This is a genomic window from Floridaenema flaviceps BLCC-F50, from assembly GCF_041929275.2.
Classification (GTDB): Bacteria; Cyanobacteriota; Cyanobacteriia; order Cyanobacteriales; family Aerosakkonemataceae; genus Floridanema; species Floridanema flaviceps.
Genome location: NZ_JBHFNR020000001.1, coordinates 3,522,743 through 3,547,227, shown reverse-complemented (window position 1 = coordinate 3,547,227; position 24,485 = coordinate 3,522,743). Strand labels below are relative to the sequence as shown.

Genomic DNA, 24,485 nt, shown 5'->3' with positions numbered 1-24,485 from the left:
TCACCGTCACAGCGAAGCTTGACGGGAGATTCTTCTAGAGTCGCCTATTGGAATTACTGGTTCAGCGAAACGACTTAAATCCTCAACATCTCAGGTAAAATACTGTTCTATATCTACTCTTTCAGTTTGGTGGATTTAAGATTATGGTATTTTACATTTAAGCTCCTAATCTAGGTTTGATAATATATTTTAATCCGATAGTAAAAGATTTTCCACTTTTATGATATTATGGCATTTTCCCACCAAAAATTTAATTAATTTAACTAATCTAAAAAACGATCTGCATATTTGGCGAGCCGATCTAGATTTACCGCCAGAGTTATTGACACAGTTAGCGGTAAATTTGTCTTTAGATGAACGGCAGAGGGCGGACAGGTTTTATTTTGAACGGGATAAAAAAAAGTTTATTGCCTGTCGGGGATTATTAAGAATTATTTTGAGTCGCTATTTAAATATAGAACCGAATCGACTAGAGTTTAGGTACTCGCAGCAAGGGAAGCCGGATATCAATAATATTGATACTGAAGCGAGGCTGTGTTTTAATGTATCTCATTCTCAAGATTTAGCAGTTTATGCGATCGCGCTTAATCGAGCAGTTGGCATTGATTTAGAGTATTCGCGCCAGATTCCTGATGTGCAACAATTAGCAGAACGCTTTTTTTCCCGAAGTGAATCTAGCTTAATTAATGCCTTGCCAGAATCACAACAGCAACAACTATTTTTTCGGTTTTGGACTATTAAGGAAGCTTATCTCAAAGCGACTGGTGAAGGATTGAGTGGACTGCAAGCGATCGCAGTTTCTTTTAGTGCGGAAAACGCCATTAATTTGCACAACACTGAAAGTAATATTTTACTCAACAATCAGTGGTTTTGTACTGAATTCAAACCAGGGGCAGAATACACAGGTGCCTTGGTTGCAGAGCGAAAAGACTTAGAGGAAAATTCCATAGAATATTTTACTTTAGAAACTGATTATATTATGAAACATTGAGAGTTAAGATTTGCAATTAAACTGCCTTGACAACTCAAGAGTAGCTAATTTTCGCTTACGGAACGACAATGTTCATTTTATACAAAGAGCGGTACTTACTTTTAGTATTTTTTAGCATTCAACGAATTATTTGGCGAAAATCTATAGAAGATGGTAAAGTTTTTGTCAACCAACTGAAGGTTAAAATCAGATATTCATTTCAATTTTGCAATCTTCCTGTAGTTGACTGTGGAGAAGTTCAGTAATTAAATCATGAAAAGACAGAAAAAACCAAGTGAGACAGGCAAGATGCCTATCCTACAGCTAAAAACCAAACTTACTCTCACGATTATCCCTTTGATTACAGGGTTTTTGGCAGCAGGTTGTCAATCCACCACTACCAACAACGCTAGTACTACCACCCCTGCCCCCACTGCCCAAAATGCTGCTGCTACCCCTACGGCTGCGCCAACAGCAACCTCAGCGGCTACGGGAAATGGGTTGCGAATTGGTTCTTTGCTACCCTCCACTGGAGACTTATCTTCAATTGGACAACCGATGATTGCCTCGGTGCCGTTTTTAGTGGAAACTGTCAATAAATGTGGTGGTGTCAACGGTCAACCTGTCACCTTAATTTCGGAGGATGACCAAACGAAACCGGAAGCTGGTGCAGCGGCAATGACTAAACTGGCAGAAGTGGATAAAGTTGCCGGAGTTGTCGGTTCTTTTGCTAGCAGTGTGTCTAGTGCTGCTGTAGATATTGCGGCACGGAACAAAGTAGTGTTAATCTCACCCGGTAGTACAAGTCCAGTATTTACAGAAAGAGCGAAAAAGGGTGATTTTCAAGGTTATTGGGCGCGGACTGCGCCACCAGATACTTATCAGGCGCAAGCTTTAGCTAAACTAGCGAGTGAAAAAGGCTTTAAGCGAGTTTCTACGGTTGTAATTAATAATGATTATGGTGTGGGTTTTGAAAAGGAATTTGTCAAAGCCTTTAAAGCTTTAGGGGGAACGGTAGTTAACGAAGCTAAACCAACTCGTTATGACCCAAAAGCGACTACTTTTGAATCAGAAGCATCGGCGGCTTTTGCTGGTAAACCTGATGCGGTAGTAGCAGTTTTGTATGCTGAAACTGGCTCTTTGTTGCTCAAGTCTGCTTACGAACAAGGGTTAATGAAGGGAGTCACGGTAATGCTTACCGATGGTGTCTATTCTCCAGACTTTCCGCAACAAGTGGGCAAAACTAGCGACGGTAAGTTTATTTTAGCCAATGCGATCGGAACTGTTCCCGGTGCCAACGGTCAATCACTTACACAGTTCACTAAATCTTGGGAAGCAAAGGAAAAACGCCCCGTTAGCGCTTACGTTCCCCATTCTTGGGATGCCGCAGCTTTGTTAGTTTTGGCAGCACAAGCTTCTAAATCAAACACCGGGGAAGGAATTAAAAGTAAAATCCGCGAAGTTGCCAATGCCCCAGGTGAAGAAGTAACCGACGTTTGCAAAGCTTTGGAATTAGTCCGTCAAGGCAAAGACATTAATTACCAAGGTGCTAGCGGCAACGTTGACATCGATGAAAATGGTGATGTCGTCGGTAGCTACGATGTTTGGACTGTCTTAGATGACGGTAAATTGAAGGTTACAGGTAAAGTTAGCCCCAAGTAGGGGCAGGGGGAATGGGGAGATGGGGAGATGGGGAGATGGGGGGATGGGGAGAATCTGGGGGTTGGGGGTTGGGGTGTGGGGTGTAGGGAATATGTCTTCTTCCCCAAACCCTACACCCTTTCACCCCATCCCCTATCCCTTGACCCCCTCTCCCTGTGCCCACATCTTGTTCTCTGTTGCCTTAGAATGCAAAGCCGGGGGCGAAGTTGTAGCCTATACCGAAGATGAATCCAAGTGCGGCATCCTTACTGGTAAAGCCTACGTTCAAGCGACCAGTGGCGGTAAATTGCCTGCTGATGGGAACATCAATTCCGCCAGTAATTAAGCCGCCGACATTGCCACTGTCAGTTGTGATTAGCAAGCCACCGCCAACGAAAGGCAGGAAAGGAGTATTTGCTATGGCAAAGTCGTATGTTATTGGCAAGAGAATGTCGAAATTATCGCCAATTATTAAGGCTGGTCTGACGGAAAAATTTCTACCCAAGCCAAATCTGGCAAACAGGGTAAAGCCTAAATCTCCTATGGCTGTGCCGCCTGCAACTCCTAAGTTAGCGCCTATGCCTATGTAACCGCTACCAGTAGTTGTCCGGCTTGGTTCAACATCGCCAAATTGTGCGACTTGACTTTTTGTTTTAGGTTGTTCTAACAAAACTGAGGCTGAGGTTTCTGTTGTTCCCGGAAAGGGTTGGTTTTTTGCTTCTGCTACTGGGATTTCGGTTTGTGTTGCTTCTGATTGAATGTTTAAAGCAACTGCTTTTGAGGATGGGGAAATTTCTTCTGATGTTAAGGTTAAGTCTTGGATCAGAATGTTACTGTTAACGGTTTGTTGAATCTTATTGCTGCTATTATTAACTGTTTCAGCTTGGGCGGGTAATCCATTAAGAGTAGTTAAGGATACAGTTAATCCACTGGCGATCGCACCAAGATAAAGAAAAATGTTTCTCTGGAAAACAATTGTAATATTACTCACGGTCACTCCTCACAAAGACTTGGTTTATTGCCAAAAGTCAAAATCACACTATGATTAATTTTATTCTATATGGTTAATTTTAGCATTGAGCGATTTTTATAAATTTTCTTACTTAAGGCTACTAAAATCTTAAGTTAAAATTTAAGGTAAGCACCTATACAATAAGTTGACAAAATTCCGTAAATAATTTTCTTTGATTTATCAATAGTATTTTTCCTGAAAATTTCTCAGGTAATTTTGGAAGCAAACCCCCTTCTGCAAAGAAAGGGGTGCAATCCTCATTTTTGGAGAATCGGCAGACAATTGCCAAAATTCACTCAATCTTAGAATCTAAATCCTTGACCGAAGTTATAACCCACACCCAACAATATACCCACACTGGTAGTATCGACAAAACCTAGTGTGACGCTACCTACGGCGGTAAGATTGGCGGTGATGGGAATATCTACACCGCCCGTTAAGGCAAGACCAGCATTGCGTTCGCGATAGGTGGTGATAATTGCTCCTATACCGACAAAAGGAGCTAAATTAATTCTTTGGAATGGTTCGGCGGCGATCGCAAAATCGTAAGTTATCGGGATGATAAAGTCAGTATCACCAGCAAAAACCACCATTGGTCGCACAGATAATGCCCTGGTTAAACCAATTTTACTAAATAAGGCAAAACCATTTTCTCCGATTCCCGATTCACCAGTTAAACCGATGTTACCGCCAGCACCAACATAGCTAGAACCGGAACGAGTTTCTCGACCTGGTTCTATTTCAAACTGTGCTACTTGAGTCCCCTTTTTGGTTCGAGAATTACTGGTTCTAGTGTTCTCTGTTGTAGCGGTAGAAGTTCGGGAATTCGAGTTAGTAACAGTTTGACCTAGCAGATTTGCCGCAGATGTAAGAGTTGTCCCTGGAACTGGTGAACTTTTCTCGTCAGATGAAGAATTTTTTAATTGTTGTTCAGCCGAATCGATCGCAGATACTATATTTGATTGGTCAAGTTTCCCCAAGTTACTTGATGATGTTTCTCCCAAGTTTTGCTGATTACTTTGGGCAACCAGCCACTCAGAATTACCCAACATTTTCACCTTTGGTGTTTCAGCTTGTGCAGGTAAATTACCAATTCCACCAGCCATAGCTGTAAGACTAAGCAGAAAAATAGCGCGTTGCAAAAAAAGGTTATTCACTGTCACTCCTCACAAACAAAGTGGTTCAACCTTAAAATATCAGTAAACTACCCACACTCCCGCAAGCGGTGAGTGTCGGCTTTTAGTAGCCCTGAACTGTCTATACTGAAATTACAGTATAAACGGTTCGAGCCTCTGGGCGAGTTTACAAAAGTCACCCCAATAGCAGCAATATTTTTTGCTCCATTTAAATCAGCATTACCACTCCAAGAACAAGTCTCATTAATACATTTGAAACACTTGTCAGAACGCAATCCAATATATAGGCATTGGTGGCAAGTTTGACTTGTCCAAGCTGGAGGAACAGCAATTACTTCTACTCCAAATTGGATACCTTTGTATTCCAAAAAAGAACGCAATTGATAAAAAGACCAAGAGTTTGAACGCCTACGCTCTGTCTTGCTTCTTGGCTTTTGATTAGTTTTTTCACGAATACCTTTTAAGTCTTCAACCGCCACTACTGCATTATTTTTTAATGCGTTTTGAATTATGGACTTGCTAATGTTGTGGTTCAACCACTGTTGAAATCTTCTCTCCTTACCCGACAGCCGTTTCAAAATCCGCCTTGCCCTGCGGCGAGTAGACCTTGTGCCTTTCGTGGCTTTTTTCTGGAGAGAAGTTCTTAATCTAGAAAACTTATCTCTAACATCGTTGATTTGTTTTCCATCCCATTTATCACCATTGCTGGTAACAGCAAGATCGCGACGACCAAAGTCTACCCCAATTACATTATTTGACTTAATTGGTGTTGGCGGTTCGTCCTTAATTTGAATGTGGATGTAGTAGTTACCGTCACGATGTTTACATAACTGTGCTGATGTTGGTTTTCTATCTTTTAATTTACCTTTTTGATAATTACCAGCATCAATTTTGATGTGTTCTCTGCCATTCATCAAAGTTAAACTAACAGTCCAGTCTTTCTCTCTGAACGAGAAGATTCTTGCGTCATAATCAGCAGATGTTGGCTTAAATGCTTTAACTGGTTTGTCTTTGAGTTTGGCAGTTTTGCGATTAGGCCCAACCCTGGCACAAGCACGAACAGCTAAGTTTGCACTCAACCCAAACAAAACACGAATTTCGTTATAGACCATGTTTTGAATAGTGGTCTTGCTGGTTATCTGAGGCTTAACTTTTTGGTTAGCGTAGTTACACGCATCCGCAAAAGCTTTCAGCACCAGTTCGATTTCAAGAGCCTGTTTTTGAGTGGGGTTGAGTTTGCAAACTAGCGTCAATACTTGTTCCATGACTTCGACCTAATCACTCATGAGCATAATACATCAAGACAGTCGTATTGTGCTCATAGATTGCTGGTAGCGGCAAGTACTTGCCGAGAGATGAAAGGTAAAATGGCTTTGTTCTGACTGTGGGCTTTGCCTTCGGTAAAGACGATTAACAAGTAAGGTGGTTTGTCGGGGGAGCTCTATGTACGCAGCATCATGACGCACTTGACTTGTCCAACCAGCTTTTGACCAAATTTGGGCGTTCTGGGGAAGTCCACCACCGAGAAAACCTGTGATTTGATTTTCGTCGTTGCTGTTTAAGTCAACCCGTTTTAGGTCACGTTTCATTAATGCCATCATTGCTTGGGATGCTCTGGAGGATACCGCAACTCCGCCAATAATGCTATGTAGCAAGCGGGCGGTGGCGTTGGTGGTCAGCATATTGCGATTTTCCATCATTTCTCCGACAAACAGGCGTTCCCGCCCGTAGGGACCATCACACCAGGTTTTCTGGTTGACGTTGATGGTTTCTAATTCTGCCCATCCCAGAGAATGAAAGTAGCGGTTAACTAAGTTCCGCTGCAATTTCCAAGTTTCAAAAGGCCCTGTTGTGAGTTCTGGCCCACTGGTGGTCCCTGTTAATACATCGACTATTAAGCTGGTGGCATCGTTGCTGGAGTCAACGATCATATCGCGGATGGCTCTTTCTAACTCGGCGGAGGTTTGGATCATGCCTTTTTCGATCCATTCGTAAACGGCAACGAGGTAGAATAACTTGATTATGCTGGCGGGATAAATGCGATCGAATCCCCGGTAATTAAAACCGCGAACTTGGTGTTGCCAAAAGGTTTCGGGATTTAAGGCACCTCCAGTGTTTACTACGACGGGAGGATCGTAGACAATCCAAGTCATCGCTACTTGGTTTTGACCTAATTCGGGAAATTCTGCCCAAGTTGCCTGTAAAATCTGATTACCCAGACTTTCTAGTGTTTCGTCTTTGCGGAAAAAGCTCATTCTATTGCTAGATGTAAATTGTTCATGGTTGATTTTTAACTTTACCCAGAAATATTTTAGGCAAAACCACTTGTGATCTCTGAAGCACTCCTGAAAGTAGTAGGTGTTATGAACCTTAGTCTATCAATTGAGTACATCTGCCAAACAGACCTCAATATATATGATTCTCCTAGCTGTAATCGTTTGGCAACTCAGGCTAAAGTGGGACGTTACCTGAAAGTTTTGCCAGAGTCAGAGGAAATGGCGATTTCAGTTCGTTTGGTGGAGGATAATTATCCGGGATGGTTGTTAAAGGATGATTTAAAGTCGCTGGTACAGGCAGAAGTAGCATATCAGGCGATCGCACTTTCTCCCCAAGAAATTCAAAATAAGTTACCCGAAATCATTGCTTTTACCCAAAATGCCATGCAACAACCCAATTGTTATCTCTGGGGTGGGACATTAGGGCCAAATTACGATTGTTCGGGATTAATGCAAGCTGCTTTTGCTGCTTCTGGTATTTGGATACCAAGGGATGCTTATCAACAGGAAGCTTTTCTGGAAAAAATTACTTTTGAGGAGTTACAACCGGGAGATTTTGTCTTTTTTGGCAATGCGGAAAAAGCCACTCATGTGGGACTTTATTTAGGCAATAACTGTTATATTCACAGTTCTGGGGAAAAGTCAGGGCGGAATGGAATTGGTATTGATGAACTTTCCGAGCGAGGTGATGAAATTAGCAAAAATTATTATCAGCAATTACGAGGTTTTGGCAGAGTGATGAGGGGATGGGGTATTGATGTTGACAGGCAAGATGATGTTGACAGGCAAGATGATGTTGACAGGCAAGATGATGTTGACAGGCAAGATGATGTTGACAGGCAAGATGATGTTGACAGGCAAGATGATGTTGACAGGCAAGATGCCTGTCCTACAGGATTGGGGAAGAATGAGAATAACCAACTTTATTAAACAAGTATTGGCAAAATTTAAGCCTTATTTGCGGTGGGTGATTTTGGGGGGGACGCTGTTTTTTTTGGCGAAAGCGTTGAAAGATCATGGGGCGGGAGTGGCGGCAATTAGAATTAATGATAGAGGATGGGGAATTTTAGCGATCGCATTTACCATCACCTTACTAGCACATATTTGGTCTGCTTGGGTTTGGGTGTGGATTTTTCATCATCTTAAACAACCAATTACCGCAGCTTGGGGAATTCCGGTTTACTTAAAAACGAACATTGCTAAGTATATTCCCGGAAATGTTTGGCATTTTTATGGTCGCATTGTCGCCGCTAAACAACAGGGAGTTTCCCTAGAAATCGCCACAGTTGCCGTATTATTAGAACCTTTGTTGATGGCAGCTAGCGCTCTAATTTTTGCTGTAATTGGCATTCCCTTAATCTGGTCGAAAAATACATCCTTTTTAGGTTGGCAACTTTTTGGATTAGTGGTAGTCTTAATAGCTATTCATCCGCGCATATTAAACCCAGTGATTCAAAAACTGAGTAAGTTAAAACAAAAGTCTGGTTCAGTAAATGTTGAGGGAACTGCTTTGCCAGTTGCCAGTTATCCTTTAGTACCTTTGTTGGGAGAAATCTGCTTTGTGGGATTAAGGGGTACGGGATTTCTGTTAACATTAAGGGCGCTTGGTGCGATCGAACCAAGTAAAATCCCATTACTGTTCACAGCTTTTAGTTTAGCTTGGCTTTTGGGTTTAGTAGTTCCCGGTGCGCCTGGAGGACTGGGAGTATTTGAAGCTACAATACTAACAATTTTAGGTGACAGCTTTTCTCCAGCCTTAATGTTAGCTACTGTTGCTTTATACCGCTTAATTAGTATTCTGGCAGAAATGGCTGGTGCTGGATTAGGAAGTTTTTCTCAACTAATTTTTGCCAAAGAGAATTGCAGTTGAAAATTTTTGAGGAGTGATTATGACTGCGATAATTTACCAAAACAGTGTTCGACAGAATGCTTATCCCTATCAACTAAATGTATCGGTAGTAGTACCGATTTATAATGAATTAGAAAGTATACCGCATTTAATTGATGCTATCTCTAATGTTTTGAAAAATTCAGGACTCAACTACGAAATAATTTTAGTAGATGATGGTTCCAAAGATGGTTCTACCCAACTACTCCGCGAACAAGCGAAACTAAGAACAGACTTAAAAGCAGTTTTACTAAGGCGAAATTACGGTCAAACTGCGGCAATGGCAGCAGGTTTCAATTATGCTAAAGGACAGGTTATTGTTACTTTAGATGGCGATTTACAAAACGATCCTGTTGATATTCCCCTATTAATAGCAAAATTGGAAGAAGGCTATGATTTAGTGAGTGGGTGGCGAAAAAATCGTCAAGATGGTGCTTTAACTAGACTCTTGCCTTCTAAAATTGCTAATTGGTTAATTGGCAAAGTTACAGGTGTAAAATTACATGATTATGGTTGCTCTTTAAAAGCATACCGTTCCGAACTAGTTGCAGACATGAACCTTTACGGCGAATTACATCGCTTTTTACCTGCGCTAGCTTACATTGAAGGTGCCAGAATTACCGAAATTCCTGTACGTCATCATGCACGTCGTTTTGGTCAAAGTAAATATGGTTTAGGACGAACTTTTCGGGTATTAATGGACTTGTTAACTATTTGGTTTATGAAGAAGTTTCTCACCCGTCCCATGCACGTTTTTGGATGGTTGGGTTTAATTTCCATGTTTGCCGGAATTGCACTTGGAAGTTATCTAACTTTTGTCAAATTAGTGTTAGGAGAAGAAATTGGCAATCGTCCCTTATTAGTTTTAGCAGTTGTGCTATTATTGGCTGGCGTGCAACTATTTAGTTTCGGATTGTTAGCGGAATTGTTAATGCGAACTTACCATGAATCTCAAGGAAGACCAATCTATCGGGTGAGGGAAGTGGTGGAGGCGATCGCACACACCACTGAACGATAGTTTTGTCTATAGTCCTTGTTTATTGGTCATTATTTGACATCTTCAGAAATTAACTGCAATCTTGATATTAAACGAGCAATAATCTTTTTTGGAGATGTCAATCTTTACTTAATACACTTATACTTGTATAACTTTACAACAAGGTAGCTAGTTGCTATAATTATGTGTGTTAAATAGCCTGATAATTATCAAGTTTTTATCCAATAGAAATGACTGCTATTATTTCACTTCTTGAGATTCTTTTATTTTGTCTTGGAGCTACCCTATTGATCCATCGCCCTGATGTAAGAATTTCTGAATCCATATCATTGGGGATAATTTTAGCCTTTTTAGCTCTCTCATTTATCTTTCAATTAGTCTTTTTAATTGGTCAACCAAATTTGGCTTTCTTTTTAGAAGCCATGCTACTAGTTTGGCTATTCTCAAAAGTTAGGAAAAAAGCCAAATATCTTCGCATTATTGGGCAAAGAATAAATAGTTTCTGGACTCAATACAAAATCCTGACTAGTTTGGTTTGTCTTGCCTGGGTTTACTTGGGATTACAGGCGATTCTTCTCCCTCCTTCCAATTGGGATAGCATGACATATAATTTAGCAAGAGTCCTTCTATTCCAACAAGAAAAAACGTTACTTCTTACGAATGTTACTAATATTTGGCAATCAATATATCCATTAGGTTCTGATATACTACCGCATATTTTTCTAAGATTTTATACAGACTATGGAATAGGCATATTTAGCTTTTTATCTTATCTATCAGTGGTATTTGGAACTTATGCTTTATCTCGTCGGTATACATCCACTGAAGTATCTTTAACAGCTACTTTAGTAATTCTCAGCTTACCCGAACTCGTTTATCAAGCTACATCGACTAAGAATGATATTGTAGCTTGTGCTATGGCTGTTTTTTGTTTTTTAACCGTTCATCGTCTTTTAGAATGCCTCAATATAACAGATTTGGTAATTTTCATTTTGGGGCTATTTTGGGGGATTTCTGTTAAAACAACCTGGATTGGTTTTGGCGTTCCTTTTTGTATATTATTCTCTATTTTACTACTCCAAAAATATCCTTTCAGAGATGGGAAACATCTGATTTTTAGTAACTGGCGAATTTTGATTCCTTTTGGAGTTCCGGTGCTTATTTTTTCGCAATTTTGGCTTTTTATCCATAATATTTATGTTTGGGGAAGTTGGTCAGGGACTCGTGAATTTAACGAACTCACTAAACAGACAGATGGACTTACAGGAGCTTTAGCTAACATAGTTAGATATATTTTTCATAGTATTGATGTATTAGAAATCGGTAATGCTATTGCTCGTCGTCTAATCGGTTTGAGTTTTACAGAGTTTCTCCAAAAAATCTATGACTCTTTTATCTATCCAGTTTTTGGTAATGCTGCCACCAATGATACATTTGGCCCATTTCGACTATCTTGGTGGAGTCATGAAGATATGGCTTGGTTTGGTCCTTTTGGATTTTTAATAGTCATCCCGGCTATTTTATACTCAACCATCAAAGGACAAAAGTTTTTAAGAGCATCAAGTCTAACTTTACTAACCTATGTTTTTATTTTGTGTTACACACTAACTTGGACTCCTTTTCATAATCGTTATCTTTCAATTTTCTTTGGTGCTTCAGGTGGATGTGTTGCTTATTTTATTCAAATATTTAGCAAAAAAATGATATTACTAATCTTAGTAAAATATATATCTATAATGATTCTATTCTTTGCTTGTAGTGTTAATGCTGCAAAGCCATTCATCACTTTAGATAAATCATTTACTAACTCAAATATCAATGCAATTAATCTGCCTTATGTAATTTTTAAAAATAGTATTTGGGGAAAAACTAATCTGGGTACAAATAGACTATATTATGCAGAAGCTTTTTTTGGAGACTCTAGAGTACAAGAGTCGATGAAGCTTCTTCCTCGTGGTTCACGAGTTGCCCTAGTCGCAGATAGCACTACTTGGGTATACAATTACCTCCTGCAAAATCCACAAGTAGAATTTATACCTGTTCAACAGCGTGAGTTAGAGTCTAAAGCCTCAAATTTTGAATATATTCTCTGTCTTGATGTCCAGTGTGACTTTAATCAGGCTAAGTTAAACAAAGCTATCTTATGGACTGCAAAACCATCGGCTAAAAAAGGTCAACTAATTCGTGTATCTAAGGCAGAGTGATAAATGGGAAATTTTGAGTTATTATCCTAATTCAGGACTCATAACTCAAAATTCGCATCTATTAAGGAACGGGCTTGGAGGGACTCGAACCCCCGACCTTGTGGTCCGTAGCCACACGCTCTAATCCACTAAGCTACAAGCCCATTTGAATCACAGAATCTTATACTAACACAGGGTTTCAAAATTATGCAAGAGTTTTCCGAAAATTCTTCTTTAACTCATTTGGATGCAAGCGGGGAAGCGCGAATGGTGGACGTTTCAGCCAAAGAAGCTACTCTCAGAGAAGCGGTAGCAGCGGCGCAGGTGCGGATGTCAGCGCAGACTTTGGAGGCAATTGAATCGGGAAACGCCCCTAAAGGAGATGTTTTGGGAACGGCAAGGATAGCGGGAATTATGGCTGCGAAACAGACTTCGATGTTAATTCCCCTTTGTCATCCTTTACCTTTGCAAAAGGTGGAGGTGCAGATTACCGCAGATTCCGAATTGCCGGGATATCAAATTCGGGCAAGAGTAAAAACTAAGTCGGAAACTGGTGTGGAAATGGAAGCTTTAACTGCGGTTTCTGTGGCAGCGTTAACGCTTTATGATATGGCGAAAGCTTTGGAAAAGTCGATGCAAATTGAGGCGATTCGGTTAATTAGTAAGACGGGTGGAAAGTCGGGAGATTATCAAAGGGCAGATTGAGGTAAGAAATTGAGAACAGATACGCTTTTTTATCGGTTGTTTCAGGAGTTTCCGGGGATATTTTTTGAATTGATCGATCGCCAATACAACGAGGCGAGAAATTATGAATTTACATCTGTGGAACTCAAGCAAACTGCTTTTCGGATGGATGGAGTTTTTGTTCCCAAATCCGATGTCACCAGACAACCAGTTTATTTTGTAGAAGTCCAGTTTCAGTTAGATTTGTCATTTTATCGCCGTTTGTTCGCCGAAATCTTTCTTTATCTAAGGCAAAATCCGGCGGTGAATTTATGGCGTGTGGTTGTAATTTATCCTAATCGCAGTGTCGAGGCAGATGACTTAGCAACCTATCAAGAATTAATTGAGAGTCAGCGAGTTAGGCGCATCTACCTAAATGAATTGGGAGAAACTACATCGCTGGGAATTGGCATTGTACAATTAATAGTTGAGAGGGAAGAAACGGCTATTGAACGGGCGAGAAGATTAATTTTGCAAACAAGGGAGGAAATTGAAGATGCAGACACTACGCGAGAAATATTAGAATTAATCGAAACTATCTTGTTGTACAAACTTACTCAGTTAAGTCGGGAGGAGTTAGCAGAAATGTTGGGTTTAATAGATGATGAATTTCGACAAACAAGAATGTATCAATCAATTAAACAGGAAGGTTTGGAAGAGGGTAAACAGGAAGGTAAACAGGAAGCAAAATTAGAGGCTGTACCAAGGTTATTAGCGTTAGGTTTGACGGTGGAACAAATTGCAGAGGCGTTGGATTTGTCGATCGCACAAGTGCAGTCAATAGCAGAGAGTCAGTCTAGGTAATGGCGATCGTACTTACCATGACAAAAACCGGGTTTTATCACGTTAACTAAACCCGGTTTCTTAGGGTTAAATTAATTATCCCTGGCGTTCCAACCAATCAGTTAATTGGGAAATTGTCGAGAAATCTAACAACAATTCACCTAATTCTTCTAATTGAGAAATAGACAATTTTTCCAGGTTTTCTTGTAATTGGGGATCGATCGAACCAAATCGACGGTTTAGGAGGCGCATTATTAAAGCTAATTCTCCTTGTTTCTTTCCTTGCTGAAGTCCTTGTTGTACACCTTCTTGAAGGATTTCTTGGTAAATCACAGATTCTCGCATAAATTCCCCTTTAATTAATTGACGAATTAAAGCTTGATTAAATCGTAAACCAGCGAGAACTTCAGCACAGGCTGAAATATTACGGCGCTGTTCTATTTCTTCAATCCTAGCGATTTGGCTGGCAACTTGCTCTAATAAAATGTTAGGCCGATCGCTTCTAGTTAGGGTAGCTAGGGGCAAAAGTGCTGGATCAGCAAAGAAAGGTGTGGGTTCTTGTTCCCACAAACGAATCACTCGATATTGATGCCTGATGTTAGTACTTTGGTAAGAGTCTGTAAAGACGGCATCGGAGTCGATTTCTTTAAGGAAAATGACCACTTGCACTATTTCTTTGCCCCAAAATTGTGCTTGTAGTCTCACCCAATATTGCAGCATCCGAAATGGGAGTGGCGGTTGGGAATAGGGTAAGGTTTGAAATTCTAGGTGCAGTATTTGCTCGTCAATTTGTAATAAAATTAGGCTGTCGGCGCGAATTGGTTCGACGCTTAATTCGGTTTTCAGGACTTGGATATTTTGGGGTTCTTTGTTAAGTAACCAGCGGACAAATTGTGCTGGGTACTTTTCGGTGAGATATTTACAAATGTTGTCCGATGCCAAGGGGAAGTTTCCAATCAGGGATTAATATTACTCTAAAATTAAAGTAAACAAATCAATTGTCCTTTTATTTAGAGTTTTTCTATACCTCCTCGTTGGCCCCGAAAACCCGATCGCAATGACCCCGGTTTCCGCAAACTAAGCGATCGCAGTAAGTAGGTAGATCTAAATAAAGTAAAACTCTCGTCGGGCAAGATGCCCACCCCACAAGAAAGCTAAAAATCTTGTGGGGTGGGCATCTTGCCCGCCCCATTGATAAATAACTATTTTCACTTTATTTATTTACACCTACTTAATCAAACTTCTGAGAACAGCCCCTAAAATTAAGTTTAGATGCCTATTCCATCAGAAATTCAAGCACTAATTGACCGACTCAACCGGGAGTTAGATGAGATTGAGCAGGAAACCACTGAGGGATTAAATATCCTCATGCGAGTAATATCCAGCTTTCCTGAGAATGTTATACTCGTTCAGTATTTGGCTTATCTCAATGCACTCCTACTTTTTGTAGACACTTCTCGAAGACAGATCGAAATAATTGTTGAAACTCTCACGCCAGTTGATGTGCCAACAAGTACGATTCAGGAGTCTGGAGAAGATCTAGGAACTTTACTGGGTCGGGTTCTAGAAGGGAAAAACCGAGTTGAACAGATTTTTAATTTCTTAAGGGGATTACCATGAAAGAATTACCTGATGAAAAAGTATTACTGGAAATGCTTGAAGTATTTAAAGATGCTGAAGTAAAAGCTAGAGAAATGAGTGAATTGGCGACTGCGATCGCTTTCAAATATCAAAAAAGGATGCGCGAAATTAGAGAGGCTAGGCAACAACAGGCCAGCGGGGTTGAGTAAGACATGACTGAAACTGAATTAGCGGAGTTAAAAGAATTTCTGAAATTGGCTAAAATTATCGAGCACCAAATGAAGGAATTAGCCGATTTTACTTTGGAGATAAACCAAAAATATGAAAAACGTTTAGCCGAAATTAGAGTAGCTAAGAAGTTACAGGCTAGTCAATAGCCCTACAATTTAAATAAGTACTAACTCGTTCCACTCAGTAGAAATATTTTATGCCTCCTCGTTGGCCCCGCAAACCCGATCGCAAAGACCCCGCTTTCCGCAAACTCGATGACCGGATGAATTTTGCTGTTCATGTAGCAATTTTTGCTGCCTGTAATTCCGGGTTATGGTTTTTCCATAATTTCCAAAAGGCTGATTGGCCTTGGGCAGTTTGGGTGACAGGCGGATGGGCGACTATTTTGTTTGCCCACGCTTTGTATATTTTTGCGATCGCTAACTACTCTCAACCCACAATTGTAACCGAGGAAACTGCTTCTAAATCCTCCTCCGGTTAAGGTAAATTCTCTGACTTTGCAGAGATGTTTCAACCCAATCAAGTTTGTTTTAATTAAAACAAAACTTGATTTTTGAGGAATTTTACAAGAGTAAGTGATTATGGCTAATACAAATACTTCACGGGCGATCGAATCTCTTGCCGCTGAAATTGGCAGTAATGTTTATATCGATATTGCCAAATGGCATCTTTATTTGCGGGAAGCACATTTGCATACTTTGGTTGCTGAACGAGTCTATCCTCTGCTAGAAAGCAACTCTTTAGATGAAAGCAAAGTGTCGCAAATTTTGGAGGATATTCCAGTAAAAATTGGTGGCAAACGCGATCTTCCTTTAGCTGATTTGATTCCTACCGCTAGTCAAGTAAATTTGATGGATATCTTGGAAGAGTTCCAACGCAATATGTAGGATATTGGTCATTGGTCATTGGTCATTGGTCATTGGTCATGGTTTACTATTTAGCAACTTCTGATTATTAAAGTTAAACTGACCTTTTGACAAATGACCAGTTACCAATTTGTTTATCTACCAAGCTTCTGGTTTATTCGAGCAACTAAAAGCTCTACTTCTGGCAATTTCAGTTGGATGGCGCAGAAGGCAAAAAAGACTAAACCAACCGCTCCGGCGATCGCTAATTCTAAGAGTTGAGTTAACAAGTTTTGGTTGGGAATAAATCTTTGGAAACCCCAACTAATACCCCAAGAAATTACACCTGTAAAGACGCTAGCACCACCTAAAGCACCGATTTTTAATGCCCATTTTTTCACGGGTAAACCATTTAGTTTCTGATGCAGTCGCCAGGTGAGAAAGATCATGGAAGTGATGTTAACTCCCATTGTGGCTAAAACTAATCCGGGTGCGCCAAAAGGTTTGAAGAAAATGAAGTCTAAGAGGGCGTTGAGGAAGATATTAAAGATGCTAATTCTAAAGGGTGTATCTGCATCTCCCAAGGCATAAAATACTCGAACTAAAACATCTCGTCCTAAGTAGAAAAACATTCCGATGCCGTAAACAATTAATAGGGATGCTACTAGTTGAGAAGCTTGTTTATCGAATGCGCCTCTTTGATAAACTACTTGGACGATCGGCATGGCTAAAGAAACCATGATTGCCCCTAATGGTAACATTGTGAGGGCGGTGAGAATTAATGCTTGACGAATTCTGTCTTTTAATTCTGACCAATCTTTAGGGTCGGCAAGTCGGGAGAAAATTGGCAAAAAGGGAACTAATAAAACATTGGAAATAATGCCTAAAGGAGTTTGCACTAATAGTCCGGCATAGCTTAAACTAGCAGCAGCTTTGGGGATGAAAGAAGCGAAGAATAAATCGGTGTAAACGTTAATATGTAACATCCCGGAAGAAAAGGTTGCAGGTGCCATAATTCTCAGCACTTCTTTGACTCCAGAATTCTGAAAGTCAAAGCGCAAACGTAAGGTTCCTAAACCCGATCGCCATTGAGCAATTACCTGCACTAACCATTGTAAAATTGCTCCAGCTAATGTGCCGATCGCTAACACTATTCCACCTAGCATCGCATATTCAGGAGAGGTGATTTTGCCACCTAAAACTATGGCTAAACCTGCTAATCCGCCAATAACTGTTATGCTGGAAAATAGGGGACTAATTGAAGGCAACCAATACTGATCTGCGGCATTTAATGTAGCAAAACCAATGCCAATTAAACCTGCAAATAAAGCCATTGGTGCCATAATTTGTAGTTGTTGAATGGCGATCGCTTTGGTGAGTGCAAATGTCTGTGCTTGTGCTACAGTGACTCCTTGGGTTTGATTTAATCCGGGTGCGACTAAATCAATCATTGGTTCAGCAAAAATAATTAAAGCGATCGTAACTAGTAATAAAAGCCCACTGACAAAAGTAGTAATTGTTTCTACAATAGGAGCGGCTTCTTCTTTTTCCCGTTTCGCTAGTACGCTAACCAAAGCACTGTGAAATGGACCGTTGATGCCACCTAGCAATACTAATAAAAAACCAGGGAGGATGTAAGCGTAGCTGTAAGCATTGGCAGCTGCGCCTACTCCAAAAGCGGCGGCGATCGCTTGCTGACGCACTAACCCAAAGACTTTACTAATCAGGGTCGCTACAGCTACAATTCCGGCAATGCTAACTAAAGTTCGAGAGGGTTTCTTGATTGCAGACACGAATTCTTAAAAATTACTAAACGTACCTTACCTATTCAATCGCGAACTGGCGATTCCGAAAAGATGTCAACGGACTATTTTTATTCTGAGTTACCTGCTTTAACAGATTTTTGGGAAATTACTAATTCCCAAAATTATGTTTCTGTACCTCCTGATTGGCAAGTTATAGTTACAGATATTGTTGGTTCTACAAAAGCGATCGAGTCAGGACGTTACAAAGAAGTTAACTTAATCGGCGCTTGTTCAATTGTAGCTATTTTAAATATTGCTACAGATTTTGAGGTGCCTTTTGTCTTTGGTGGTGATGGTGCTTCCTTGTTAATTCCGCCTGCAATTTTACCACAAACTAAACAAGCTTTATTAGCTACTAAAATTTTGGCAAAACAGGAATTTCAGTTAGATTTAAGAGTGGGGATTGTCCCGGTATCGGTAGTTAATCAAAATGGGTATGATATCAAAATTGCCAAGTTAAAAGTTTCGGAACATTATCATCAAGCAGTTTTTACTAGTTATGGCTTGACTCATGCCACAAATTTAATCAAAAATCCAGATTATGCCGATATTTATTTGGTTAAAGACCAGGAAGTGGAACCAAAAGCTGATTTTTCTGGGTTGGAATGTCGTTGGCAAGATATTCCTAGTCAGCGTGGTGAGATCGTTAGTTTTTTGGTATTAGCAAAAGCTAGGGAACAGAGAGAAGCTAATTTTATTTATAAACAAGTTTTAAATAAATTTAGCGAAATTTATGGTGAAGAGATAGATTTTCATCCGATTCCTATAGCTAATCTTAAACTGACTTTCGATGAAAGAAAACTGATGCTGGAAACCAAAGTGCGCTCGCCAGTAGGTAATTGGTTACAACAGCAATGGTATTTATCTAAAATAAAAATGGAAAACTATTTAGGCTCATTTTTCATGAACCTGAAACTAAAAGTTAGTGATATGGATTGGGGCGAATATAAAAATATTTTCTTAAATTCTACAGATTATAAAAAGTTTGATGATATACTGCGTATGGTTATAGCTGGTAACGCAGAACAAAGACAGCAATTAACCAATTATCTAGAAACTGAGTATCAGCGAGGAAAATTAGTGTATGGATTACATAATTCCGATCGGGCTATAGTTACCTGTTTAGTATTTGAACGTAACGGTCGCCAAGTACATTTTGTGGATGGTGCAGATGGCGGTTACGCTTTAGCAGCTAAAGCAATGAAAAAAAGAATGCAAGCCATAAATTATCGATAAAATCAGCATGAATTCTAATTTTATTTATCAATATCCTCCGCTTTTTTCAGGTATATTAATTAAACGTTATCAGCGATTTTTTGCCGATATTGAGTTAACTACAGGGGAATTAATTACAGCACATTGCCCTAATACTGGGCCAATGACCGGGGTTTCAACTCCTGGTAGTTTGGTACAAGTTTCTTATAATCCAAGTCCTACCAGAAAACTTGCTTATACTTGGGAAATGATTCAAGTTTCTGACAATGAACCGACTTGGGTAGGAATTAATACAAATTTACCAAACCGGATCGTAAAACTAGGTTTAGAAGCCGGAATTTTCCCGGAATTAAGTGATTATAAAGAAATTAAACCAGAAGTAGTTTACGGGCGAGAGAAAAAAAGTCGCATTGACTTTTTATTATCAGGAAGTGAGGCAAACTTGCCTGTATATCTGGAAGTGAAGAATACAACTTGGTCAAAAGGTAGGTTGGCAGTATTCCCGGATACTGTCACCACCAGAGGGCAAAAACATTTACAAGAATTAATCTCAATTTTATCCACAGGACGGGCAGTAATGCTTTATTTTATAAATAGGGGAGACTGCGACAGTTTTGCCCCCGGAGATCTTGTCGATCCGGTTTATGGGAAAATGTTGCGATCAGCAGTAGCGCAAGGTGTAGAGGTTTTAGCTTATCGCTTTGAAACTAAACCCGAAGGAATTCGCTATTTGGGAAAAGCAAATTTTATAGCATCTATGCCAGAATTGAGTGTAAATGCAACTAATTATCATCGTTAAATTTAGGTACTTCTTATGAAGTGGTGGAACCGCCAAGGGATATTTTTCAAAGAGGATTTAACGGTTAAAAGTGATATCGCTTTCCTTAACCAGGTATTATCATGGTTTGATGAATTATGTTTTCGTAATCAATCAAAGCTTTCCTGGTTAGTACGTAAAAGCGATCGCCAATACATCCCTTTAGATGAGTTAAAACTAGCCTTAGATGAAGGTTTTACCAATGTGGTACGCCACGCCCACGAAAAATTACCGCCTGATACTCCGATCGACATTCAATTTACTATCTGGGACGATCGCATAGAAATTCGGATTTGGGATCGCGGCGAACCTTTCGATCCGAGTACCATACCAGAACCAGCACTAGGTTCACTTCAAGAAGGTGGTTTTGGTTGGTCTTTAATTCGCCGCTTGACCGATCGCGTATCTTATGAACGAGACAAGGATGGGCGAAACTGTCTGTTGCTGGTGAAGCGAAAACCCTAATCGTTAAGCTAACAATATGATGATTTGGTATGATTTAAGATTGTGCGATCGCTAAATTTATGATTAATAACTCAGCCATTCAATTTAAATATAATGCACTTTACAAACCAAATCAGTTAATCTGTGGCACAGGACAAACCGCCATAGTTACAGGTTGGAGTGTCAGACAAACAATAGCTAAACATTTACCAGTTGATAATTACGCTGTCATTGGTAATTTATACAGCCCAACCAGGGGAATTTCCTTTTTAATTCGCAATTTATTAGCTAATCCTCATGTTAGAAGATTAGTAATTCTAAACGCCACCAAAGAAGATAAAAACGCTGGTGGTTGTCAATGTTTATTAGACTTTTTTACTCATGGATTTACCGAAGGCAAAAGCGACACTGGACGAGATTGTTGGGTAATTAAATCTCCAATTACAGGTTACATTGACATCGAAATTTCCGCCCAAGCTTTAGAAATATTGCGGCAAAATATTGAAGTTAAAGAAGCAAAAACAATTAGCGAAGCAGTAGATTTAGTCAAGTCATATTCAACAAAAGAAGTTTTAGAACCTTGGGGACAACCGTTAATTTTTCCCGAAGTAGAAGTTACTCCAACAGTATTACCAGGACATCGTTACGGACATCGCATCGAAGGCAAAACAATTGCCGAAACTTGGGTAAAAATCATCCACCGAATTAAGACAACTGGCACAATTCGACCTACAGGTTACGATGGCAAATGGCAAGAGTTAATTGATTTAATGGCAGTTGTCACCGATGAACCAGAAAACTTCTATTTCCCCGAACCGAACTATTTACCAATTGATAGAACTTTCTTAGAAGAATACATTTCCCAAATTTTAGATGATGCGCCTTACAGGGAAGGAGTTAAATATACTTACGGACAGCGTTTAAGGTCTTGGTTTGGTAAAGATCAAATTGAACAAGTGATTGAGAAACTAATAGGAGAAATTGATGCGGCGAGTGCAGTAATGTCTCTTTGGGATGTGCAAGATCATGATAAAGGCGGGAGTCCTTGCCTAAATCATATTTGGGTGAGAGTTGTAGAAAATGAATTATCTTTAACGGCGACTCTTCGTAGTAATGATATGTACATGGCATGGCCTGCAAATGCAATGGGATTAAGGGCATTGCAAAAACATATTAGGGATGAAATTGCCAAAACTTCTGATTATGATTTGCAAATGGGGCCGTTAATTACTATTAGTCAGTCGGCGCATATTTATGATGATACATGGGAGAATGCCGATCGCCTAATTGAACAACAATATGCCGCAATTTGCCAGCAACGGGACTATTACGATCCAGCAGGAAACTTTTTAATTGAAACGAGAAATGATGAGATAATTGTCACGCAAATGACTCCTGGTAGCGGTGAAGTTGTAACTTCTTATAGTGGCAAAAAACCGCTAAACCTTATTAGGGAAATTTGTGCTGCTTCTCCAGCTATTTTGCCAGAACATTCTGCTTACTTAGGAATGGAATTGCAGAAGGCGTGGGAGTGTTTAAAAACAGGTAAACAATATATTCAGGATCGATAATGTACGAAACTTCACCCAGACCAACATGGGACGAATATTTCATGATGTTGGCAAAATTAGCTGCTACTAGATCTACTTGTTTAGCTTTTCCGGTTGGTGCAGTAATTGTCAAAGATAAACAAGTTGTGGCGACAGGTTATAACGGTTCACCTTCGGGAACGGCTCATTGTATTAGCCAAGGTTTTTGTTATCCTGGATTGGAAAGTTGTGATGCTAGTAGTACTTTGCCTTCCCGTGCGGTTCATGCAGAAGCAAATGCGATCGCACAAGCTGCCAAACATGGCATTTCCACAGAAGGCGCTGCTATATATGTTACCTTAGAACCCTGCCTTTCTTGCTTAAAATTAATCATTTCTGCGGGAATTCATGAAGTTTTTTACGAAACAACTTTTAATAGTGGTAATAATGCTATTGTCAGAGATTCTTTTATTAAAGATGGTTTAGTAACCTTAAAACAAATTCACATTTCCGAAGCAACAGCACAAAAAGCTGCAAATTTCTTATTAAACCCTATTTCTATCAAAAGCTAAACAGTAACAAAAGGTTAAAAGCTAGTAATTTCTGATTTGGCGAGGTTAGCATTGTAGTTGTCTGGGAAACTGTATATGTTCATTCCCAACAGACATATATTTCAGAAAATAGTCAAAAAATCTGAAACTATGAACAAACAACTACCTAACCATCGCCAATATTGGCAAGTAAAATTATTATTCTGTTGCTTCCCTTTATTAATGTTAACTGCTTGCGGCGGCGAACAAGCAAATAAAGCTAAACAGGCACCACAATTATCTGCTAGTTCACCAACACCAGCACCACAATTACCTGGTGCTGCATCTCCAGCAGCAGCACCTACAGCTAAACGTCCTCGTGCTGATAATGCAGTTCAACCTACACCTAACACTGAACAATATAACCGGATTGAAGATAATCAATTTGTAACTGTTAAGAATCAGCCATTATCAACATTTTCCATTGATGTTGACACAGCATCTTATAGTAATGTGAGAAGATTTATTTATGAAGGACAATTGCCTCCTAAAGATGCGGTGAGAATTGAAGAGATGCTCAATTATTTTACTTATGATTATCCGCAACCAAATGGCGATCGACCTTTCACCATCAATACCGAAATTTCCCAAACACCTTGGAATCCCAAACATAAATTAGTACAAATTGGATTACAAGGAAAACGCATCGCCTCAGAAAACATACCTCCCAGCAATCTGGTATTTTTAATCGATGTTTCCGGTTCAATGGATGAACCGAATAAACTACCACTTTTACAAACAAGTTTTCGTTTATTAACCAATCAATTAACCGCCAAAGATACCGTTTCCATAGTAGTTTATGCCGGAAACGCCGGATTAGTTTTACCGCCAACTCCCGGAAACCAAAAAAACAAGATTATCTCAGCAATTTATCAATTACAAGCAGGAGGTTCCACTGCTGGCGGAGAAGGAATTAAACTTGCTTACGACATTGCCAAAAAGAACTTTCTGCCATCAGGAAACAACCGAGTTATTCTAGCAACCGATGGTGATTTTAATGTCGGTGTTTCCAGCGATGGAGAATTAGTTAAGTTAATAGAAGATTACCGGAATCAGGGAGTTTTCCTCACCGTTCTTGGGTTTGGTATGGGAAACTTGAAAGATTCTAAAATGGAACAACTCGCTGATAAAGGTAATGGCAATTACGCTTATATCGACGATCTTCAAGAAGCAAAGAAAGTTTTAGTTACCCAAATGGGAGGCACAATTTTTACCATCGCTAAAGACGTGAAAATTCAGGTAGAATTTAATCCAACGAAAGTGCAAGCTTACCGATTAATTGGTTACGAAAATCGGATGTTGCAAGCTGAAGATTTCAACAACGACAAAAAAGATGCCGGAGAATTAGGTGCAGGACATTCGGTGACAGCACTTTATGAAATAATTCCTGTAGGTGTGAAAAGTGATGTCAAATTACCCTCAGTTGATCCTTTGCGTTACCAACAAAATCAAGTTGATTCCCAAGCTTACCAAAATAACGAATTAATGTTGGTGAAATTGCGTTACAAAGCACCCAAAGACTCAACTTCTCAATTAATTACTCAACCATTAATCGATCGAAATGTCTCATTCACCAATGCCTCAAATAACTTAAAATTTGCCGCAGCAGTGGCAGAATTTGGGATGATTTTAAGAGATTCCGAATTTAAAGGTGGGGCAAACTTAGACCAAGTTTTAGATTTAGCGCGTCAGTCTAAAGATGTAGACTTAGCTGGTTATCGCGCTGAGTTCATTAACTTAGTGGAAAAAACCAAATCCTTACCTGTTTCCCAAAGATAAAGCAAAAAAAACACAGGTAAACATAGATGAATTATCCAAA

Annotated in this window: 24 protein-coding genes, 1 tRNA gene and 1 pseudogene; 19 read left to right on the top strand and 7 right to left on the bottom strand. The window is 39.7% G+C overall.

Annotated elements, in window-relative coordinates; genetic code table 11:
- The first annotated feature begins 220 nt into the window (after nt 1–220).
- The gene (locus ACE1CI_RS17275; protein ID WP_413261179.1) at nt 221–991 is read left to right on the top strand and encodes a 4'-phosphopantetheinyl transferase family protein; all 771 of its coding nucleotides are present in this window, start codon (nt 221–223) and stop codon (nt 989–991) included.
- A 288-nt stretch (nt 992–1,279) separates the two neighbouring features.
- Nucleotides 1,280–2,632 carry an ABC transporter substrate-binding protein gene (locus ACE1CI_RS17270; protein ID WP_459563977.1) on the top strand — a complete coding sequence of 451 codons (1,353 nt, stop codon included), beginning with the start codon at nt 1,280–1,282 and terminating at the stop codon, nt 2,630–2,632.
- Nucleotides 2,633–2,813: 181 nt separating this feature from the next.
- On the opposite strand, the gene ACE1CI_RS17265 is transcribed toward ACE1CI_RS17270, so the two are convergent.
- The 4 genes from ACE1CI_RS17265 to ACE1CI_RS17250 form a co-directional block, all read right to left on the bottom strand.
- Nucleotides 2,814–3,602, bottom strand: coding sequence for a hypothetical protein (locus ACE1CI_RS17265; protein WP_413261181.1), 789 nt, complete (start codon nt 3,600–3,602; stop codon nt 2,814–2,816).
- 323 nt (nt 3,603–3,925) lie between these two features.
- On the bottom strand, nt 3,926–4,780 hold the full coding sequence (locus ACE1CI_RS17260; RefSeq protein ID WP_413261182.1) for a hypothetical protein: 855 nt from the start codon (nt 4,778–4,780) through the stop codon (nt 3,926–3,928).
- A gap of 47 nt (nt 4,781–4,827) precedes the next feature.
- Nucleotides 4,828–6,024 carry an RNA-guided endonuclease InsQ/TnpB family protein gene (locus ACE1CI_RS17255; RefSeq protein WP_413261183.1) on the bottom strand — a complete coding sequence of 399 codons (1,197 nt, stop codon included), beginning with the start codon at nt 6,022–6,024 and terminating at the stop codon, nt 4,828–4,830.
- Between the two features lie 33 nt (nt 6,025–6,057).
- Nucleotides 6,058–7,014: a serine hydrolase gene (locus ACE1CI_RS17250; RefSeq protein ID WP_496615530.1), complete on the bottom strand. Its 957-nt coding sequence runs from the start codon at nt 7,012–7,014 to the stop codon at nt 6,058–6,060.
- A 108-nt stretch (nt 7,015–7,122) separates the two neighbouring features.
- On the opposite strand from ACE1CI_RS17250, the pseudogene ACE1CI_RS17245 reads away from it, so the two are divergent.
- The 4 genes and pseudogenes from ACE1CI_RS17245 to ACE1CI_RS17230 all read left to right on the top strand — a co-directional run.
- Nucleotides 7,123–7,785, top strand: a pseudogene (locus tag ACE1CI_RS17245) (C40 family peptidase); the annotation flags it as partial.
- A 157-nt stretch (nt 7,786–7,942) separates the two neighbouring features.
- Nucleotides 7,943–8,905 (top strand): lysylphosphatidylglycerol synthase transmembrane domain-containing protein, encoded by a 963-nt coding sequence (locus ACE1CI_RS17240; protein ID WP_413261186.1) that lies wholly within the window; start codon nt 7,943–7,945, stop codon nt 8,903–8,905.
- 19 nt (nt 8,906–8,924) lie between these two features.
- The gene (locus tag ACE1CI_RS17235; RefSeq protein ID WP_413261187.1) at nt 8,925–9,941 is read left to right on the top strand and encodes a glycosyltransferase family 2 protein; all 1,017 of its coding nucleotides are present in this window, start codon (nt 8,925–8,927) and stop codon (nt 9,939–9,941) included.
- Nucleotides 9,942–10,150: 209 nt separating this feature from the next.
- On the top strand, nt 10,151–12,124 hold the full coding sequence (locus tag ACE1CI_RS17230) for a hypothetical protein (protein ID WP_413261188.1): 1,974 nt from the start codon (nt 10,151–10,153) through the stop codon (nt 12,122–12,124).
- A gap of 69 nt (nt 12,125–12,193) precedes the next feature.
- On the opposite strand, the gene ACE1CI_RS17225 is transcribed toward ACE1CI_RS17230, so the two are convergent.
- A tRNA-Arg gene (locus ACE1CI_RS17225) sits at nt 12,194–12,267 on the bottom strand.
- Between the two features lie 43 nt (nt 12,268–12,310).
- Here ACE1CI_RS17225 and moaC point away from each other — a divergent pair.
- Entirely contained in the window at nt 12,311–12,808 is a 498-nt protein-coding gene (gene moaC, locus ACE1CI_RS17220) for a cyclic pyranopterin monophosphate synthase MoaC (protein WP_413261189.1), read from the top strand.
- 9 nt (nt 12,809–12,817) lie between these two features.
- Nucleotides 12,818–13,630, top strand: a complete 813-nt coding sequence (locus tag ACE1CI_RS17215; RefSeq protein WP_413261190.1) for an Rpn family recombination-promoting nuclease/putative transposase — start codon at nt 12,818–12,820, stop codon at nt 13,628–13,630.
- 75 nt (nt 13,631–13,705) lie between these two features.
- On the opposite strand, the gene ACE1CI_RS17210 is transcribed toward ACE1CI_RS17215, so the two are convergent.
- The gene (locus ACE1CI_RS17210) at nt 13,706–14,551 is read right to left on the bottom strand and encodes a DUF4351 domain-containing protein (protein WP_413261191.1); all 846 of its coding nucleotides are present in this window, start codon (nt 14,549–14,551) and stop codon (nt 13,706–13,708) included.
- Between the two features lie 330 nt (nt 14,552–14,881).
- On the opposite strand from ACE1CI_RS17210, the gene ACE1CI_RS17205 reads away from it, so the two are divergent.
- The 5 genes from ACE1CI_RS17205 (at nt 14,882) to ACE1CI_RS17185 (ending at nt 16,308) form a co-directional block, all read left to right on the top strand.
- Complete coding sequence (locus ACE1CI_RS17205) at nt 14,882–15,229, top strand: restriction endonuclease subunit S (protein WP_496615529.1); 348 nt, start codon at nt 14,882–14,884, stop codon at nt 15,227–15,229.
- Complete coding sequence (locus ACE1CI_RS17200) at nt 15,226–15,399, top strand: hypothetical protein (protein ID WP_413263813.1); 174 nt, start codon at nt 15,226–15,228, stop codon at nt 15,397–15,399. The genes ACE1CI_RS17205 and ACE1CI_RS17200 overlap by 4 nt, the downstream gene beginning before the upstream one ends.
- 3 nt (nt 15,400–15,402) lie before the next feature.
- Nucleotides 15,403–15,567 (top strand): hypothetical protein, encoded by a 165-nt coding sequence (locus ACE1CI_RS17195; RefSeq protein WP_413263814.1) that lies wholly within the window; start codon nt 15,403–15,405, stop codon nt 15,565–15,567.
- 50 nt (nt 15,568–15,617) lie between these two features.
- Nucleotides 15,618–15,902: a 2TM domain-containing protein gene (locus ACE1CI_RS17190; protein ID WP_413263815.1), complete on the top strand. Its 285-nt coding sequence runs from the start codon at nt 15,618–15,620 to the stop codon at nt 15,900–15,902.
- A 100-nt stretch (nt 15,903–16,002) separates the two neighbouring features.
- Nucleotides 16,003–16,308 (top strand): DUF3181 family protein, encoded by a 306-nt coding sequence (locus ACE1CI_RS17185; RefSeq protein ID WP_413263816.1) that lies wholly within the window; start codon nt 16,003–16,005, stop codon nt 16,306–16,308.
- Nucleotides 16,309–16,421: 113 nt separating this feature from the next.
- On the opposite strand, the gene murJ is transcribed toward ACE1CI_RS17185, so the two are convergent.
- Nucleotides 16,422–18,059 (bottom strand): murein biosynthesis integral membrane protein MurJ, encoded by a 1,638-nt coding sequence (gene murJ / locus ACE1CI_RS17180; protein WP_413263817.1) that lies wholly within the window; start codon nt 18,057–18,059, stop codon nt 16,422–16,424.
- Nucleotides 18,060–18,122: 63 nt separating this feature from the next.
- Here murJ and ACE1CI_RS17175 point away from each other — a divergent pair, with 63 nt between their 5' ends.
- From ACE1CI_RS17175 to ACE1CI_RS17150, 6 genes are all read left to right on the top strand, one after another.
- Nucleotides 18,123–19,307 carry a DUF3095 domain-containing protein gene (locus ACE1CI_RS17175; protein WP_413263818.1) on the top strand — a complete coding sequence of 395 codons (1,185 nt, stop codon included), beginning with the start codon at nt 18,123–18,125 and terminating at the stop codon, nt 19,305–19,307.
- A gap of 7 nt (nt 19,308–19,314) precedes the next feature.
- Complete coding sequence (gene sfsA, locus ACE1CI_RS17170) at nt 19,315–20,085, top strand: DNA/RNA nuclease SfsA (protein WP_413263819.1); 771 nt, start codon at nt 19,315–19,317, stop codon at nt 20,083–20,085.
- Nucleotides 20,086–20,100: 15 nt separating this feature from the next.
- Nucleotides 20,101–20,568 carry an ATP-binding protein gene (locus tag ACE1CI_RS17165; RefSeq protein WP_413263820.1) on the top strand — a complete coding sequence of 156 codons (468 nt, stop codon included), beginning with the start codon at nt 20,101–20,103 and terminating at the stop codon, nt 20,566–20,568.
- A 59-nt stretch (nt 20,569–20,627) separates the two neighbouring features.
- Nucleotides 20,628–22,118 carry a thymidylate synthase gene (locus tag ACE1CI_RS17160; protein ID WP_413263821.1) on the top strand — a complete coding sequence of 497 codons (1,491 nt, stop codon included), beginning with the start codon at nt 20,628–20,630 and terminating at the stop codon, nt 22,116–22,118.
- The gene (locus tag ACE1CI_RS17155; protein WP_413263822.1) at nt 22,118–22,648 is read left to right on the top strand and encodes a deoxycytidylate deaminase; all 531 of its coding nucleotides are present in this window, start codon (nt 22,118–22,120) and stop codon (nt 22,646–22,648) included. The genes ACE1CI_RS17160 and ACE1CI_RS17155 overlap by 1 nt, the downstream gene beginning before the upstream one ends.
- A 201-nt stretch (nt 22,649–22,849) precedes the next feature.
- Nucleotides 22,850–24,445 carry a vWA domain-containing protein gene (locus ACE1CI_RS17150; RefSeq protein ID WP_459564038.1) on the top strand — a complete coding sequence of 532 codons (1,596 nt, stop codon included), beginning with the start codon at nt 22,850–22,852 and terminating at the stop codon, nt 24,443–24,445.
- The last annotated feature ends 40 nt before the right edge of the window (nt 24,446–24,485 follow it).

What these genes read in the sequence shown, in the direction of transcription:
- ACE1CI_RS17275 (WP_413261179.1), top strand. Translation starts at nt 221, where the DNA reads ATGATATTATGGCATTTTCCCACCAAAAATTTAATTAATTTAACTAAT.
- ACE1CI_RS17235 (WP_413261187.1), top strand. Translation starts at nt 8,925, where the DNA reads ATGACTGCGATAATTTACCAAAACAGTGTTCGACAGAATGCTTATCCC.
- ACE1CI_RS17185 (WP_413263816.1), top strand. Translation starts at nt 16,003, where the DNA reads ATGGCTAATACAAATACTTCACGGGCGATCGAATCTCTTGCCGCTGAA.
- ACE1CI_RS17165 (WP_413263820.1), top strand. Translation starts at nt 20,101, where the DNA reads ATGAAGTGGTGGAACCGCCAAGGGATATTTTTCAAAGAGGATTTAACG.
- ACE1CI_RS17160 (WP_413263821.1), top strand. Translation starts at nt 20,628, where the DNA reads ATGATTAATAACTCAGCCATTCAATTTAAATATAATGCACTTTACAAA.
- ACE1CI_RS17205 (WP_496615529.1), top strand. Translation starts at nt 14,882, where the DNA reads ATGCCTATTCCATCAGAAATTCAAGCACTAATTGACCGACTCAACCGG.
- ACE1CI_RS17250 (WP_496615530.1), bottom strand. Translation starts at nt 7,014, where the DNA reads ATGAGCTTTTTCCGCAAAGACGAAACACTAGAAAGTCTGGGTAATCAG.
- ACE1CI_RS17150 (WP_459564038.1), top strand. Translation starts at nt 22,850, where the DNA reads ATGTTAACTGCTTGCGGCGGCGAACAAGCAAATAAAGCTAAACAGGCA.
- ACE1CI_RS17190 (WP_413263815.1), top strand. Translation starts at nt 15,618, where the DNA reads ATGCCTCCTCGTTGGCCCCGCAAACCCGATCGCAAAGACCCCGCTTTC.
- sfsA (WP_413263819.1), top strand. Translation starts at nt 19,315, where the DNA reads ATGAATTCTAATTTTATTTATCAATATCCTCCGCTTTTTTCAGGTATA.
- ACE1CI_RS17240 (WP_413261186.1), top strand. Translation starts at nt 7,943, where the DNA reads ATGAGAATAACCAACTTTATTAAACAAGTATTGGCAAAATTTAAGCCT.
- moaC (WP_413261189.1), top strand. Translation starts at nt 12,311, where the DNA reads ATGCAAGAGTTTTCCGAAAATTCTTCTTTAACTCATTTGGATGCAAGC.
- ACE1CI_RS17155 (WP_413263822.1), top strand. Translation starts at nt 22,118, where the DNA reads ATGTACGAAACTTCACCCAGACCAACATGGGACGAATATTTCATGATG.
- ACE1CI_RS17175 (WP_413263818.1), top strand. Translation starts at nt 18,123, where the DNA reads ATGTCAACGGACTATTTTTATTCTGAGTTACCTGCTTTAACAGATTTT.
- ACE1CI_RS17195 (WP_413263814.1), top strand. Translation starts at nt 15,403, where the DNA reads ATGACTGAAACTGAATTAGCGGAGTTAAAAGAATTTCTGAAATTGGCT.
- ACE1CI_RS17270 (WP_459563977.1), top strand. Translation starts at nt 1,280, where the DNA reads ATGCCTATCCTACAGCTAAAAACCAAACTTACTCTCACGATTATCCCT.
- ACE1CI_RS17230 (WP_413261188.1), top strand. Translation starts at nt 10,151, where the DNA reads ATGACTGCTATTATTTCACTTCTTGAGATTCTTTTATTTTGTCTTGGA.
- ACE1CI_RS17255 (WP_413261183.1), bottom strand. Translation starts at nt 6,024, where the DNA reads ATGGAACAAGTATTGACGCTAGTTTGCAAACTCAACCCCACTCAAAAA.
- ACE1CI_RS17200 (WP_413263813.1), top strand. Translation starts at nt 15,226, where the DNA reads ATGAAAGAATTACCTGATGAAAAAGTATTACTGGAAATGCTTGAAGTA.